The organism is Mesorhizobium sp. M0217, from assembly GCF_040321955.1.
Lineage (GTDB): Bacteria > Pseudomonadota > Alphaproteobacteria > Rhizobiales > Rhizobiaceae > Mesorhizobium.
Window position 1 is genome coordinate 23935 of record NZ_JAMYSN010000030.1, and the last position, 15489, is coordinate 39423.

The window sequence follows — 15489 nt, forward strand, 5'->3', positions numbered from 1 at the left end:
TTGAGCGCGCTATTCCTCGGGCTCTCCTGCTTTACGCAGCAGATAGGTGTCCATGATCCAGCCCTTTCTTTTCCGGGCTTCTTCTCTCGTCCTCTCAATCTCCTCGCCGACATCACCCAGGCGACCGAAAACGATGATCTCGTCCGGTGTGCCGAGATAGGCGCCCCAATGGATGATCAGATCCTTGTCTGCCAGCGTGTTGAAGGCGCATTTGCCGTCGAGCATGACCACGGCGCTGCCGGCATAGTGCGGCATGCCTTGTTCGGCGAGGCGGCGGCCGGTGGTGATCAGCACGGGGTCGCCGATGCGGTTCAGCGCCATCTTGTGGCCGGCGGCGAGCGCCTGGACGGCGGTGATGCCGGGAATGACCTCCAATTCGAATGCGACATTGCCTCTGAGCCGTACGCGCTTGAGAATGCGCAGCGCGCTGTCATAGAGCGAGGGGTCGCCCCAGATCAGGAAGGCGCCGCAGCCGTCCTCGGCAAGTTCGTCGCGGACCAGGCTCTCATAGATCTGGGCGATGGCCTCGTGCCAGTCATCGACGGTCGAGCGATAGGAAGGCGCCGGCTCGGCGCGCACCGGCACGTCGAACTCGACGCGGCGCGATTTCGGATTGCTGACGAAACGGTCGCAGATATGGCGGCGCAATTCGGCAAGGTCGTTCTTCTTCGCCCCCTTGTCGGGGATAAACAGGACGTCCGCCCGGTTTAGGCCTGATATGGCCTGCACGGTCATATGGTCGGGATTGCCGGCGCCGATGCCGATGACGAGAAGCTTGCGCATGACGCGAACTCCTGCCCGATCGAAACCTGTTAGTCCAGACCGCCGATTGGCGTGTCCAGACACTGTGGCGTCCTGCTGGGAGACGGAAGGCTTTGAAACGCCACATTGAAACGGCTAGGGTCGCGGCATTCTTGGCGAGGGGCTTCGATGTTGCAATATGTTCTGTCCGTAGCGCTGGCGCTTTTAGCCGTGCCCGCGCTGGCCAATGATACGACCGCCGAACTCGGCACAGGTGGCCTGATCCTGTCGCGTAGCGACGCGGTGTCGATGCAAAGCGAGGACCTCTATATCTCGCCGGAAAAGATCACGGTCGACTACGTCTTCCACAACAACACCGACAAGGATGTAAATGCCATCGTCGCTTTTCCGCTGCCGGACATCGAAGGCAATCCGGAGGAAATGCCGGCCATCCCGGAAAACCAGAGCGACAATTTCCTTGGCTTCGAGGTGACGATCGACGGAGCGCCGGCAAAGCCGCAGCTCGAGCAGAAAGTGTTCGCTGTCGGCATCGATATCGGCGCCGATCTGAAGGCGCAGAACGTGCCGTTCAATCCGTTCGGCGATGCGGCCAAGGCGGCCCTGGCGAAGCTGCCGAAAACGGTCGCCGAGGATTGGGAAAACCGCGGCATCATCATCGAGGATACGGGCAGCGACGGTACCGAGGCGAACAAGGTCTATACGCCGTGGTGGCAGTTGCGCTCGACCTATTGGTGGCGCGCGATATTTCCGGCCAACAAGGATGTCCACGTCTCGCACCGCTACAAACCGAGCGTCGGCGGCACGTCATCGGTGAGTTTCTTCTATGACGGCAAGTTCACCGAGGGCAGCCAGTACACGACCTACAAGACCCGCTACTGCATGGACGACAGCTTCGAGAATGCGGTGCGGCAGGCCGCCAAGGCCGACGGTTATCCGCATTTTTACGAGAACCGCATAGCCTATATCCTGACCACCGGCGGCAACTGGGCCAATGGCAGCATCGGCAAGTTCAAGCTAACCGTCGACAAGGGCAATCCGAAAGCGCTGATCTCGTTTTGCGGCGACAATGTCAAGAAGGTCGGGCCGACGACCTTCGAGACGGCGGCGCAGGATCTCTATCCCGAGCACAACATCGACATATTGCTTTTGGAGCCGTCGGATGACGGCGCCGGGGGAGCCAACTGATGGACGTCGCGATCTATGTCGCCATTGCGCAGAACGGCGTCATCGGGCGCGACGGCGGCTTACCGTGGCGGCTGTCCACCGATCTCAAGCGCTTCAAGGCCGATACGATGGGCAAGCCCGTCATCATGGGCCGCAAGACTTATGAAGGCATCGGCCGGCCGCTGCCGGGCCGATTGAACATCGTGGTGACCCGCGACAAGGCCTGGCGCGCCGAGGGCATAGAGGTGGCGCACTCGCTGGAGGCAGCGATCCAGCTGGCCACGGTGCGCGGGCGTTGCATGGCCGGCGTCGACGAAATCTGCATCATCGGCGGCGGCGAGATCTATGCGCAGGCGCTGCCGCTGGCAGACCGGCTGCACGTCACCCATGTGCTGGCGGCGGTCGATGGCGACGCGCATTTTCCCGACATCGATCCGGATTTGTGGCGCCTTGTCAGCGCTCAGGACGTTCCGGCCGGTGAAAAGGACAGCCATGCGACGCGCTATTCGGTTTACGAGCGACGCCGCGGCGTGCATTGAGACGATAAAAGGGTCGCGAACGTCCAAAACGGACATGCTCGGCAGCGGATCGCGTTGAAAGCGCATCGCTGCGTCCCTATAGAAGAACAACTGGATTTTGCGCCGCAACGTCGGCGCTGAGGGAATCCCAAGCGAAAGGACATTCATGCCCTGGAACGACAAGAGCGGCGGCGGCGGCCCATGGGGCGGCGGCGGCAACAATCAGGGACCCTGGGGGCAGGGACCGAAGGGGCCTAGCGGCCCGCCGGGGTCACCTCCCGATCTCGAAGATATCATCCGCCGCGGCCAGGACCGGCTGCGGCGCGCGCTGCCCGGTGGCGGCGGCGCCAGCCCGGCCGTCTTTGCGCTGATCGCAGCGGCCCTGATCGTGCTGTGGGCGTTCAAGGCGGTCTACACCGTGCAGCCGGACGAGGTTGCGGTCGAGCTGCGCTTCGGCAAGCCGAAGGCGGAGCTGTCGCAGCCGGGTCTGCATTTCCATTGGTGGCCGGTCGAAACCGTCGAGACGGCCAACATCGCCGAACAACTCGTCGATATCGGTGGTGGCGGCGCGACGAGCGGCAACTCGTCGGGGCTGATGCTTACCGGCGACCAGAACATCGTCAACGTCCAGTTTTCGGTGGCCTATCAGGTCTCCGATCCCCGGGCCTATCTGTTCGACGTCTCCGATCCCGAAGGCATGCTGCAGCAGGTCGCAGAGAGCGCCATGCGCGAAGCGGTTGGCCGGCGACCGGCGCAGGACATCTTCCGCGACGACCGTCAGGGCATCGCCGCGTCGGTGCGTGAAATCATCCAGACGACGCTGGACGGCTACAAGGCCGGCCTGAATGTCAACGCGGTTTCGATCGAGGACGCGGCCCCGCCGCGTGAAGTTGCCGATGCCTTCGACGAAGTGCAGCGCGCCGAGCAGGACGAAGACAAGTTCGTCGAGCAGGCCAACCAGTATTCCAACCAGAAGCTCGGCCAGGCGCGTGGCGCCGCGGCGCAGATCCGCGAGGACGCGGCAGCCTACAAGAACCGTGTCGTCCAGGAAGCCGAAGGTGAGGCGCAGCGCTTCATCTCGGTCTATGACGAATACGCCAAGGCGCCCGACGTGACGCGCCGGCGGCTTTATCTGGAAACGATGGAGAAGGTGCTGAAGGATTCCAACAAGGTCATCGTCGAACAGGGCAATGGGCAAGGGGTCGTTCCCTATCTGCCGCTGCCGGCACTGCAGCCGAAGGCGCTGCCGCCTGCGACCACGGGAGGAGCCCAGTGATGGCCAATCGTCTTCCCATCATCGCGGTCATCGCGGCCGTGCTTCTGTTCCTGCTCTACTCCTCGGTCTTCGTGGTCAACGCGCGCCAGCAGGCGCTCGTGCTGCGGTTCGGCGAGATCGTCGACGTGAAGAATGAACCCGGCATCTATTTCAAGGCGCCTTTCGCCTTCTTCGACGCCGACAGCGTGCAATTGATCGAAAACAGGGTGCTGCGCTTCGATCTCGACAACATCCGCGTCCAGGTTTCGGGCGGCAAGTTCTACGAGGTCGACGCTTTCATCGCGTACCGCATCTCGGATCCGCGCGTGTTCCGCTCAGCCGTGTCCGGTCAGATCACACTGGCCGAAGCACGACTGAGGACGCGTCTCGATGCGGCGCTGCGCCGTGTCTACGGTCTGCGCGACTTCGAGGCGGCGCTTTCGGAAGAGCGGGCCGTGATGATGCGCGAAGTGCGCGATCAGCTTCGGCCCGACGCCACCTCGCTCGGCCTGCAGATCGAGGATGTGCGCATCCGCCGAACCGATCTGACGGCTGAGGTTTCGCAGCAGACCTTCGACCGCATGAAGGCCGAACGTTTGGCCGAGGCCGAACGGCTGAGGGCACGCGGCAAAGAGGCCGCGCAGCGCATCACCGCCCGCGCCGACCGCGAAGTGGTGGAAATCGTCGCCGAAGCGCGCAAGGAATCGGAAATCCTGCGTGGTGAAGGTGAAGCCCAGCGCAGCGCGACCTTTGCCGACGCCTACAAACGCGATCCGGCGTTCTTCGACTTCTACCGGTCGATGAATGCCTATGGCACGGCGCTGGACAACTCCGGGACGACGATGGTGCTGTCGCCGAACTCGGAGTTCTTCCGCTTCTTCCGCAATCCGGACGGGACGGACGCGAAGCCGGCGGCGCCTGCGGCTCCGGCGACGGCACCTGCCGCGCCGGCTGCACAACCTGCACCCGCCCAGTAGGGCGGTGCAGGATTTCCTTGCGGCCATAGGCCTGGTCCTCGTTGTCGAGGGCCTGGTCTATGGCGGCTTTCCCGGCCTTGCCAAACGTCTTGCCGGCGAAGTGCTGTCGACGCCGGAAATTTGCGCTGCGCATAGTCGGGCTGGTGGCGATCGCCATCGGCGTCGGCATCGTCTGGTTGGTGCGTGGCTGAGGACCGCTGATCTGCAATTCCAGGAAAGTGTGAGCGGTTTTCCGTCCGGAATTGCGTAAAAGCAAAGGGATTGAACGGTTCGCCGTTTCCGCGAAACGGCGAACTGCTCTAGGGTGTAACGGAGGATTTATCCTCCTGATGTGGCCATAGCCGCAAACGTGCCGTATTTCTTGCCAACATGACGCGACGCGGCGTTTTGCCGAAGCGCTTTTTCTTTTCAGCAATCCGGGAGGCTTTCGATGACATCCAACACCCTTCTGCGCGCGGCGCGGCGGACGTTCATCGCAGGTGCTGCGGCACTTATGGTCGGCGCGCTTGCCGTTCCGGCTTTGGTGACGCCGACGGTGGCCGCGGACGGACCGGCTTCGGTCGCCGACCTCGCCGAAGGCCTGCTCGGTGCGGTGGTCAACATCTCGACCTCGCAGACCGTGAAGGGCACGGAAGGTCCGGGCGCGGTGCCGATGCCGCAGCTGCCGGAGGGTTCGCCGTTCCAGGATTTCTTCGACGACTTCTTCAAGAACCGTGGCGGCGACAAGGATGGCGGCGCGCAAAAGGTGCAGTCGCTGGGCTCCGGCTTCGTGGTCGACGCCGAGCAAGGCATTGTCGTCACCAACAACCACGTCATCGCCGATGCAGACGACATCGAGGTGAATTTCTCCGACGGCGTGACGCTCAAGGCGACGCTGGTCGGCACCGACACCAAGACCGACGTGGCGGTGCTCAAGGTCGACCCGAAGGGCCACAAGCTGACGGCGGTGAAGTTCGGCGATTCCAACAAGATGCGCGTCGGCGACTGGGTGATGGCGATCGGCAATCCGTTCGGCCTTGGCGGCACGGTGACGGTCGGCATCGTCTCGGCCCGCAACCGCGACATCAATTCCGGCCCCTATGACGACTTCATCCAGACCGACGCCGCCATCAACCGCGGCAATTCCGGCGGGCCGCTGTTCAACAGCCTGGGCGAGGTCATCGGTATCAACACGGCGATCATCTCGCCGTCGGGCGGCTCGATCGGCATCGGTTTCTCAATCCCCTCGCAGCTTGCCTCGGGCGTCGTCGACCAGCTGCGCCAGTTCGGCGAGACCCGTCGCGGCTGGCTCGGCGTGCGCATCCAGCCGGTGACCGACGACATCGCCGAGAGCCTCGGCATGGCGACCGCCAAGGGCGCGCTGGTGGCCGGCGTCATCAAGGGCGGACCGGTCGACAACGGCACAATTCTCGCCGGCGACGTCATCATCAAGTTCGACGGCAAGGACATCCATGAAATGCGCGACCTGCCGCGCGTCGTGGCGGAAAGCCCGGTCGGCAAGGCGGTCGACGTGATTATCGTGCGCAAGGGCATCGAGCAGACGGTGAAGGTGACGCTCGGCCGGCTTGAGGACGGCGAGAAGGTTGCCGCCGGTGAGGACGGCACTACCGATGAGGACAAGGGCGGCGACAAGGCGCCCGCGGTTTCGACGGCCTCGGTGCTCGGCATGACCGTCGGCGAACTCAATGACGACACACGGAAAAAATTCGGCATCGCGGCCGACGTTTCCGGCGTCGTCATCACCGACGTCACCAAGGATTCGGCCGCCGCCGAGCGCGGCATCCAGGCCGGCGAGGTGATCACCGAAATCGCCCAGGAATCGGTCGCGACCCCGAAGGACGTCATGGACCGGATCGGCGCGCTGAAGGAGCAGGGCCGCAAGAATGCACTTCTGATGCTGGCGTCGAAGACCGGCGAGTTGCGCTTCGTGACGATCCGGATGGATTGAGTCCGGAAAGCCCCATAACCGATTGTCTTCAGGGAAAGGGCGGCTAGCGAGCCGCCCTTTTTCGTGCCTGCCAGTCCGTGCGCGACAGTTTGTAGAGGACATGCCGCTTGAGGTGCGGGTGGCTGTCAGGGATGGATGGGTGGTCGAAATCGCGGGCCGGGTCAGGGCTCATGCCAAGACGCTCCATGACGGCCGTCGAGCGGCGGTTGGCCGCGACGGCGAAGGAGACGATCTCGTCGCGGTCAAGCGTTTCGAAGCCAAAGGCGAGCCATGCCTCGGCTGCCTCGGTGACGTAGCCCTTGCCCCAGAACTCGGGCGCCAGACGCCAGCCGATCTCGATCGTGCCGGCCGGCAGGGATGGCACGTGATCGGTCTTTAAGAGGCCGACGAAACCGATGCATTCCCCAGTCGCGGCGATCTCGGCGGCGGCAAAACCAAAGCCGTCCTCGGCGATCCAGCCCTGAAACTCGTCCATCTTGGCATCCGTCTCGGCGCGGTCGCGGCGAAATGGAAAGAACTCCATCACCCGCTCGTCCGAATTGATGCGGTGGAAGAGTTCGCGATCGCGGTCTTCCCAGTTGCGCAGGATGAGGCGCTCGGTGCGCATCGGTTTCATTGGGCGAACTCTTCCTGGCGGTAGCCCTGGAGATAAAGCAGTGCGGTGAGATCGCCATGGTCGATGCGGACCTCGGCTTCGGCAGCAACGGCCGGCTTCGCGTGGAGCGCGACACCGGTGCCGGCCAGGCGGATCATGTCGAGGTCGTTGGCGCCGTCGCCGACCGCAATCGCATCGAATGGCGTCAGGCCCAGGCGGGCCGAGATATCGTTCAGCGCATCGGCCTTGGCGGCGCGGCCGAGGATCGGCTCGGCGACCAGGCCGGCAAAGCGCCCGTTCTCCTCGATCAGTCGGTTGGCACGGTTTTCCTCAAAGCCGAGCATGGCGGCGACACGGCTGGTGAAGACGTCGAAGCCGCCGGAGACAAGCGCCGTCCAGGCGCCATTGGCGCGCATCGTCCGCACCAGGGCGCGGCCGCCCGACGCCAGCGTCAAGCGGTTCGCGATGATGCGGTCGACAACGGCCGTATCGAGGCCTTTCAGCAACGCTACGCGTTCCCGTAAGGCGGGCTCGAAGGCGATCTCGCCGTTCATCGAGCGTGCGGTGATGGCGGCGACGCGGTCCTTGACGCCGATCTCGTCGGCGAGTTCGTCGATGCATTCCTGGTCGATCATGGTTGAATCCATATCGGCAAGCAGGATTGTCTTGCGGCGGCTTTCGGCCTGCTGAACGATCACGTCGACCGGCTCGGAGCCAAGTGCCAAGCGCAAGGCGGCACTTGCCTCAGCGGCTTCCGCACCCTCGGGCAGCACCAGGTCGCAGGCGACGCCTTCGCCCAGCCAGCGAACAGCGCTTGCGCCGACCGACCGTGAGGCCATATTCGCAAGCGAGGCCGACATCGCGCGGCGGACGGGGTGGGACACAAGCGTGGCAATGAGCGGCATCGAGGCTTCCAAGCAGCTGGGCGAGGGCGGGCAGGCGGGCGAGGGCCGCGTGAAGAACGCGATCCTGATAGCCGGGCCGACCGCCAGCGGCAAGTCGGCGCTGGCGCTCGACCTCGCCGAGCGCAAGGGCGGTGTCATCGTCAACACCGATTCCATGCAGGGCTATTCGGTGCTCGATGTGCTGACGGCGCGGCCGAATGCCGCCGACCTCGCCCGCGCGCCGCACTATCTCTATGGCCACGTGCATCCCTCCACCGCCTATTCCACCGGCGCCTGGCTGCGCGACGTGATGAAGCTGATCGATGACGGCACGCTCGCCCGACAGCCCGATGACGCCGGCTTTGAACGTCCGGTGATTTTCGTCGGCGGCACCGGGCTCTATTTTCGCGCACTTGCCGAGGGCATTTCGGAAATGCCCGACATTCCGCAGCAGGTACGCGACCGCTGGCGCTACGAGTTAAAGGAGCAAGGCGCAGCCAAGCTGCACCGCATCCTGATGCATGAGGATTCGGCGGTCGCCATGCAGCTGAAGCCGACCGACGGCCAGCGCATCGTGCGGGCGCTGGAGGTGCTCGATGCATCCGGCCGCTCCATCCTCGAATGGCAGGCAGCGCGCGGCCGGCCGCTGATCGACCGCGACAGCGCTCGGTTCTTCGTTATCGAGCCGGACCGCGCCGCCCTTGTCGAGCGGATCGAAACAAGGTTCGACCGCATGCTCGATCTCGGCGCGCTCGATGAGGTCAAACGGCTTGCGGCGCTTGGCCTCGATCCCGAGCTGCCGGCGATGAAGGCGATCGGCGTTCGCGAACTTTCGGCCGCCATGGCCGGTGACATCAGCTTTCCTCAGGCCATCGAGCGCTGCAAGGCAGCGACGCGGCAATATGCCAAACGGCAAACGACGTGGTTTCGCCATCAGCTGGGACCGGAATGGCTGAGATTGCGGCCCGGCGACGGCCTGCAAGCCGTGATTTGATTTTCGTGCTGCTAATACAATTAAAGAAACAGAAGTAGGAATGAACATTCCCGCTCCGGTTGTCTGGATTAACCGTCCGTAAGGCGCCGGCATGCCATAGATCCGGGGGGTACTTTTCCAACGGGGAGCAGATGCGTTTCCACAAGGCGGAATCCGCATTTTTCGTCTTTATTTTCGTGATCCTGGCCGCAGGCCTGGTGACGCTTTATGCCTATGGTCAATTGCAGTCCATCGCGGTCGGTCACGATACGACTTCCCGGGTCGAGAGGATCGCTTATCTCAACACGCTGCTGTTTGTCACCGGGGTGCTGCTGGCGACAGCGCTGTTCTTCGGCGTGTTCTTCATCTACCCGCTGATCCGTAGGCAGGCCACGGAAGAGGGCAAGCTGCGCGCCATGACGGTTTCGCTCAGCGCCCGCTCGGAAACGCTGCAGCATGCGGCATTGACCGACGGCCTTACCGGCATGCAGAACCGGCGCTATTTCGACGATGCGCTGAAGGAATATCTCGAGGAATTCCGCCGCATCGAAAAGCCCGTCGGGCTGATGATCCTCGACCTCGATCATTTCAAGCAGGTCAACGACACGCATGGCCACGATGTCGGCGACGAGGTGCTGAGGGCAGTCGCCAATTGCCTCAAAGGCATGACGCGCTATCACGACGTGGTGGCGCGGCTCGGCGGCGAAGAGTTCGCCGTTGTCACCCCCAACATGGACGCGGAGTTGTTGGGGAAGTTCGCCGAACGCATCCGCAAGGCGATTGCCAACATGTCGGTGCTGTCGGGCAATGTCCGCCTCAAGATCACCACCAGCGTCGGTCTTGCCGTCTGGGATCGGAAGGAAACGGCCGAGGAATTCTACCGCCGCGCCGACCGCCAGCTCTACGAGGCGAAGAGGCAAGGCCGCAACCGCGTCTGCGCCTAAAATCCCGAAGAAGAATTCATGAGGCCGGTTGCCTGACGTGGCTTTCTCGACTTCCGGTGCTCACGGACTAAATGTCCGCTCCGCTCCGGCTTCTCGAAAGCCACGCCATTCAATCCGGCCTGATGAATTCCCTTTCGGGATTTTGCCCAAGCGGGCCAACGAAGCGGAGCCCTGGCGCTCCGGCGGCTTCTCAATTGGCCGGCAAAAAAGTCGCTACGCTGAAGGTCAATCGTTCTGCGGGCGCATGCCGAAGGTTGTGGGCTTGAGGCCGTAGCGCAGGTCGAAATCGTCGTCGGGCTGGACGCGCTGGGCGGTGGCCGGCTTGCGGTAATCGGGATCGCCGGCCTGGCGGCCGGAGTCCACGACCTCGGCGAAGGCCATCTGCTGCTGCGGTTTCGGGACGTTGCGCAGCCGCTCGACGATGGCGGCGAGATCGACGTCGTTGCCGTCCTGCGAGAACTCGTCCTGCTCTCGCTTGGCGGTGCCGGGGATCAGGTTCTCCGCCAGTTTCTCGAACTTCAGCCGCATGGTCGTCGCCACGCCTTCACCGAAGGCGATGGCTTCGCGCTGGCCCATGGAGGACAGGAAGGCCAGCGTCGAGGCGGAGGAATCGGCGATCGCCGAGCGGATGATCGCCTGGTCCTGCTCATTGGCCAGCCGCATGGCGAAGAAGGTCGAGCATTGCGACAGGATGGTCGGATCGAGTTCACCCGGGCGCTGGGTGACGACGCCGAGATAGCAGCCATATTTGCGGCCTTCCTTGGCGATGCGCGACAGTGCATGCCTTGTCGGGGCGAAGCCAAGGCGTGGATCGGCCGGCATATAGCGGTGTGCTTCCTCGCACAGCAGCAACAGCTTCAGCCGGCCCTCGCTCCACAGCGCAAGGTCGAAGGCGAGCCGAGCCAGCACCGAACAGACGGAGTTGACCACTTCGGACGGCATGCCGGCCATCTCGAAGCAGGTCACCGGGCGGCCATGATGCGGCACACGGAAAATATTGCCGATCGTTTCGTGGATCGTGTCCTCGATCAGTCGCGAATTGAACATGAAGCGATAGCGCGGGTCGGACGCGGCGGACTCGATGCGCGTCTTCAGCGATTTCAGCGTCGGGCGGTCGTTCTTGCTTTCCAGGAGGCCCATGCGCTCGTCGATCTGCTTGATGAGATCGACCATGCGGTAGGGCACCGGCGTGTCGGCGGTCAGCGCATCGCTGCCGCGGCGCACGTAAGAGCCTGAATTGGGATTGCGATAGAGGTTCTTGGCGGCGGGGATCAGGTCGCGCAGGACATCGACTTCTTCCGGCACGACCTCTCGGCCGCGAAACAGCACTTCGGCGAATTCTTCAAGCCTGAACATCCAGAACGGCAGGTCAAGCGTCTTGGAATCGACCCGGACGCAGAACTCAGGCAGGGATGCCGCGAATTCATTGTGCGGATCGAGAATGAGGATTCGCAGATCGGGCCGGGCGGCGATCGATTTGCGCAGCAGCAGCGAGATGGCGGTGGATTTGCCGACGCCGGTTGTGCCGACAACGGCAAAATGGCGCGCCAGCGTGTCGTCGATGGCGATGTTGGCGTCGATCGACTCATCCTGCGACAGCGTGCCGATGGTGATGGAATGACGCCCGGCGAGATCGTAGACCGCCTGCAGGTCACGGGTACGGATGCGGTGCGCTATGGCGCCGATATGAGGATAGGTGGTGATGCCGCGGTCGAACACCGGTTTGGCGCCGGGCTCCGCGCCGTCGCGCACTTCGCCGATTAGTTCGACGCTGACCTCGATGGGATTTTGTCCCTCATTGCTCCAGGCGCGATCCGACTTGCCGATTTCGTAGACCAGACCAACGGTGCGCGATGTCCCGAGATTGATGGAGATCATCTTGCCGACGGTCCACAGGCCGGTGACCGCTCCTTCGATGTCGTCGGCATAGGCGCTGATGGTGGCGCGCGCACCGTCGCACTGCACGACGTTGCCGAGAATGCGCTTGTCGCTCTGCTCTGCGCGGCGGCGCTCCTGCGAGGTCGGTTCGCCGACGGAGGCTTCGCGCTCGACAAACATACGATCCGATCCCCATTCTCGTGGAGCCTCGATCCTACACAGACGGGGTTAAGGTGGCGTGATGCGGGATGGTGTAGCAGGGGTTAACCCGTCAGCGAAAATTCAACCGGCCGGCCTCTTTTCCGAATCCAAATATTCGATATATTGGACGAATGACTGATATAGCGAATGACATGTCGGCCACGATAGGCAGACGAATCCACGCCGAAAGAGCCTTGCGGGGCTGGTCGTTGGCCGACCTGGCGAACCGCTCCGGCGTCTCCAAAGCCATGCTCAGCACTATCGAGCGCGGCATGACCAGCCCGACGGCCGCGCTGCTGGTGCGCATCGCCGCTGCTTTCGGCATGACGCTGTCGACGCTGATTGCACGCGCCGAGCAGCAAGGTGGCGGCCTGCTGCGCGAGAGTGAGCAGCCGGTTTGGCGCGACCCCGGTACGGGCTATGTCCGCCGGCATCTGTCGCCGGTTTCCGACACGCCGCTCGAATTGATCCGGGTGCAACTGCCGGCTGGCGCCAGTGTGAGTTTCCCGGCGGCGTCCTATGCCTTCATCAAGCAGCAGATGTGGCTGATCTCCGGGCGACTTGAGTTCACCGAGGGTGATATGGTGCATAGTCTCGAGCCCGGCGACTGCCTGGCGCTCGGCGCGCCGTCGGACTGCACGTTCCATGCCGTCGGACCGCAGCCGGCCGACTATCTGGTTGCGCTGGTCAGGGGCTGAAATCGTGGCAAGACGTCCCAAGCGCTCCGACAATGGCGGACCGCCGCTCAATGATTACAAGGGTCCGCCATGGGGCAGGGGCGATCCCTACATCTTCCTGGCCTGGCAGGCAGCGCATGCCAAGGCGTGGAAGGCGCCAAGCCGTGACGTGATGCTGATGCGCATGGAAAAGGCCGAGCGGCTTGGCCTGACCTATGAGGAATACACGCTCGAAATCCTCGAACGCGGGCTGCATCTGCAGCCGAAAGACACCGATCGCATCGCCGCGATCAAGGCGAGACGAAAGCGGCGCCGCGTCGCGCGTCTGGATTAGCAAGGGAAAGTGCAGGTGAGTCCCATCGAAATCAGGTCGCTGACTGCGGAAACACGCGACATGCTGGCCGACCTCCTGATCGAGACGGTCGCGGCCGGCGGCTCCGTCAGCTTCATGCATCCCTTATCCAGGCAAGCGGCGGAAACCTTCTGGAGCAACTCGTTGATGGCAGCAGAGAGAGGTGAAAGAGCGGTGCTGGGTGCTTGGTATGGCGACGCGTTGATCGGCACCGTCACCTTGCTGCTCGACTTTCCGGTCAATCAGCCGCACCGGGCCGAGATCGCCAAGCTCATGACCCGCGTCGAACACCGCGGCAAGGGCATAGCGAGCCGGCTGATGCGGGCGGCCGAAACGCTCGCCGTCGAGAAAGGCCGCACGCTTCTGGTGCTGGACACCGCAACCGAGGAGGGCGCTTCCAGCCTTTACGAAAAACTCGGCTTCACGCTCACTGGCGAAATACCGGACTTTGCCCTGAAACCGCATGGCGGGCTGACCGGCACGCTCATCTACTGGAAGCGCATCGGCGGCGCTGCCTAAGCCTTGTGGTGAACCTCTTGCAGCGCGTAGACCGGCGTCGCGATGCCTTCCATGCGCGCCTTCAGCTGCAGCGCCAGGAACTGGGAGTAATGGCGCGACTGGTGCAAATTGCCGCCATGGAACCACAGCGCCTCCTGCTGCGTCGGCTTCCACATGTTGCGCAGCTCGCCTTCCCAGGGGCCTGGGTCCTTCGTGGTGTTGGAGCCGAGGCCCCAGCATTTGCCGACCTTGTCGGCGACCTCCCGTGAGATCAAATCGGCCGCCCAGCCATTCATCGAACCGTAGCCGGTGGCGTAGACGATGAGATCGGCCGGCAGTTCCGATCCATCGCTGAGCAGGACCGAATGCTCCTTGATCTCCTTCACGTCGACACCGCTTTTCAGCTTGATCGACCCGTCGATGATCAGGTCGGAGGCGCCGACATCGATGTAATAGCCCGAGCCGCGTCGCAGATATTTCATGAAAAGGCCGGAGCCGTCGTCGCCCCAGTCGAGCATGAAGCCGGCCTTCTCCAGGCCTTTGTAGAAGTTGGCGTCGCGCTTCTTCATCTCGGCATAGGCCGGAATCTGGAATTCGTGCAGGATCTTGTAGGGCAGGGAGGCGAAGACGAGGTCGGCCTTGGCTGTGGTCATGCCGCTCGCAACCGCCTTTTCCGAATAGAGTGAGCCCAGGCCGATCTCCATCAGCGTGTCCGACTTGACGATGTGCGTGGTCGAGCGCTGCACCATGGTGACGTCGGCGCCGGCCTCCCAAAGGGCTGCTGCAATGTCGTGGGCGGAGTTGTTCGAGCCGATGACGACAGCTTGTCTGCCGACATAGGCATCGGGTCCCGGATGCTTCGAGGAGTGATGCTGGTCGCCCTTGAATGTGTCCATGCCCTTGAAGTTCGGCATGTTGGCCTTGCCGGATTGCCCCGTGGCCAGCACCAATTGTTTCGGCTTCAGCGTGATGTCCTTGCCGTCGCGGCGCACCACCACCGTCCATTCCTTCTTGCTGTCGTCATAGACAGCGCTCATGGCCTCGGTCGACGACCAGTAGTTCAGCTCCATTACCTTGGCGTACATTTCCAGCCAGTCGCCGATCTTGTCCTTGGGCGCGAAGACCGGCCAGTTCCTGGGAAAGTCGATATAGGGCAGATGGTCGTACCAGACCGGATCGTGCAGGCAGAGCGATTTGTAGCGCTTGCGCCAGCTGTCGCCGGCCCGTTCGTTCTTCTCGACGATGATGGTCGGCACGCCGAGCTGCCGCAGCCGCGCGCCGAGCGCGATGCCGCCCTGGCCGCCGCCAATGATGAGCGTATAGGGCTGCGTCTTGAAGCCGAGCTCGGCGGCCTCCTTCTCGCGCTCCTCCTTCCAGGTCGGGCGGTTCTTGCCATGGCCGTGCTTGGCGCCGAGCGGGCGGTCGAAACCGGCCGGCTCCTCATGGCCCTTCAGCTCGACCATGGTGGTGAGCAACGTCCAGATCTTGCCGTCCTTCAGCCGGATGTGGCCGAAGCCGCGCGCCACAGACGTTTCGAAACTGATCCAGCCGTCGAGCAGGCCATCGTTTTCAGTGGCGTCCTCGCCCCTGGCGATCGCCCAGTTCGATGGGTTGGTTTTGGCCAGCTGGCTCACCAGCATGTCGCGCACCTGGTCACGGCCTTCCATGGTCTTGATGTTCCAGGTGAAGCTGACGAGATCGCGCCAAAAACAATCCTCCTGAAAGCAGGCGACCGCCTTGTCGATGTCACCGGCGGCGAGTGCCGCGCCGAAGCGATCGAGCAGGTCGGAAAGCTTCTTGTTGGGGGCCTTGTCGAGCATTGAATTTCCTCCGCGATTTTTCTTGGCCGCCTGTAGCGAGCGG

15 protein-coding genes and 1 pseudogene are annotated in these 15489 nt (G+C 63.3%); 11 read left to right on the top strand and 5 right to left on the bottom strand.

Translation table 11 applies throughout. The features are described 5' to 3' along the window. Positions 1-9 precede the first annotated feature (9 nt). Positions 10-783 carry a precorrin-6A synthase (deacetylating) gene (cobF, locus tag NKJ18_RS28695; RefSeq protein WP_023725335.1) on the bottom strand — a complete coding sequence of 258 codons (774 nt, stop codon included), beginning with the start codon at positions 781-783 and terminating at the stop codon, positions 10-12. A 147-nt stretch (positions 784-930) separates the two neighbouring features. Here cobF and NKJ18_RS28700 point away from each other — a divergent pair, with 147 nt between their 5' ends. The 6 genes and pseudogenes from NKJ18_RS28700 to NKJ18_RS28725 all read left to right on the top strand — a co-directional run bounded on the left by NKJ18_RS28700 (position 931) and on the right by NKJ18_RS28725 (position 6624). Continuing rightward, positions 931-1947, top strand: a complete 1017-nt coding sequence (locus NKJ18_RS28700; RefSeq protein WP_023714745.1) for a DUF4424 domain-containing protein — start codon at positions 931-933, stop codon at positions 1945-1947. Then, a complete protein-coding gene (locus tag NKJ18_RS28705; RefSeq protein ID WP_023667408.1) occupies positions 1947-2465 on the top strand; it encodes a dihydrofolate reductase in 519 nt (172 codons plus the stop codon). Before NKJ18_RS28700 ends, NKJ18_RS28705 begins: the two co-directional genes overlap by 1 nt. A gap of 145 nt (positions 2466-2610) precedes the next feature. After that, positions 2611-3720, top strand: a complete 1110-nt coding sequence (gene hflK, locus NKJ18_RS28710; RefSeq protein WP_023667407.1) for an FtsH protease activity modulator HflK — start codon at positions 2611-2613, stop codon at positions 3718-3720. Next, on the top strand, positions 3720-4676 hold the full coding sequence (hflC, locus tag NKJ18_RS28715) for a protease modulator HflC (protein WP_023750917.1): 957 nt from the start codon (positions 3720-3722) through the stop codon (positions 4674-4676). Before hflK ends, hflC begins: the two co-directional genes overlap by 1 nt. A 4-nt stretch (positions 4677-4680) precedes the next feature. Beyond that, positions 4681-4867 (top strand): annotated as a pseudogene (locus NKJ18_RS28720) (DUF2065 domain-containing protein). Between the two features lie 239 nt (positions 4868-5106). Beyond that, a complete protein-coding gene (locus NKJ18_RS28725) occupies positions 5107-6624 on the top strand; it encodes a DegQ family serine endoprotease (RefSeq protein WP_023817971.1) in 1518 nt (505 codons plus the stop codon). Positions 6625-6667: 43 nt separating this feature from the next. On the opposite strand, the gene NKJ18_RS28730 is transcribed toward NKJ18_RS28725, so the two are convergent. Both NKJ18_RS28730 and serB read right to left on the bottom strand, forming a co-directional pair. Then, positions 6668-7240, bottom strand: coding sequence for a GNAT family N-acetyltransferase (locus NKJ18_RS28730; protein WP_352760998.1), 573 nt, complete (start codon positions 7238-7240; stop codon positions 6668-6670). Continuing rightward, on the bottom strand, positions 7237-8124 hold the full coding sequence (gene serB / locus NKJ18_RS28735; RefSeq protein WP_023692053.1) for a phosphoserine phosphatase SerB: 888 nt from the start codon (positions 8122-8124) through the stop codon (positions 7237-7239). Before serB ends, NKJ18_RS28730 begins: the two co-directional genes overlap by 4 nt. On the opposite strand from serB, the gene miaA reads away from it, so the two are divergent. After that, entirely contained in the window at positions 8114-9097 is a 984-nt protein-coding gene (gene miaA, locus NKJ18_RS28740; protein WP_023690906.1) for a tRNA (adenosine(37)-N6)-dimethylallyltransferase MiaA, read from the top strand. The two genes, serB and miaA, sit on opposite strands and share 11 nt — an antisense overlap. 131 nt (positions 9098-9228) lie before the next feature. Next, positions 9229-10020: a GGDEF domain-containing protein gene (locus tag NKJ18_RS28745; protein WP_023690907.1), complete on the top strand. Its 792-nt coding sequence runs from the start codon at positions 9229-9231 to the stop codon at positions 10018-10020. 225 nt (positions 10021-10245) lie between these two features. Here the strand turns inward: NKJ18_RS28745 and NKJ18_RS28750 are convergent, their stop codons facing one another. Continuing rightward, positions 10246-12078: an ATP-binding protein gene (locus NKJ18_RS28750; protein ID WP_023668338.1), complete on the bottom strand. Its 1833-nt coding sequence runs from the start codon at positions 12076-12078 to the stop codon at positions 10246-10248. A gap of 152 nt (positions 12079-12230) precedes the next feature. On the opposite strand from NKJ18_RS28750, the gene NKJ18_RS28755 reads away from it, so the two are divergent. From NKJ18_RS28755 to NKJ18_RS28765, 3 genes are read left to right on the top strand one after another with little or no spacing between them, the layout of a single operon-like run. Next, complete coding sequence (locus NKJ18_RS28755; RefSeq protein ID WP_023733840.1) at positions 12231-12797, top strand: helix-turn-helix domain-containing protein; 567 nt, start codon at positions 12231-12233, stop codon at positions 12795-12797. A gap of 4 nt (positions 12798-12801) precedes the next feature. After that, positions 12802-13110, top strand: coding sequence for a hypothetical protein (locus NKJ18_RS28760; RefSeq protein ID WP_352761002.1), 309 nt, complete (start codon positions 12802-12804; stop codon positions 13108-13110). A 15-nt stretch (positions 13111-13125) separates the two neighbouring features. Further along, complete coding sequence (locus tag NKJ18_RS28765; RefSeq protein ID WP_023733839.1) at positions 13126-13647, top strand: GNAT family N-acetyltransferase; 522 nt, start codon at positions 13126-13128, stop codon at positions 13645-13647. Here the strand turns inward: NKJ18_RS28765 and NKJ18_RS28770 are convergent. After that, positions 13644-15446 (bottom strand): NAD(P)/FAD-dependent oxidoreductase, encoded by a 1803-nt coding sequence (locus NKJ18_RS28770; protein WP_023668342.1) that lies wholly within the window; start codon positions 15444-15446, stop codon positions 13644-13646. The genes NKJ18_RS28765 and NKJ18_RS28770 overlap by 4 nt on opposite strands. Between the last annotated feature and the right edge of the window lie 43 nt (positions 15447-15489).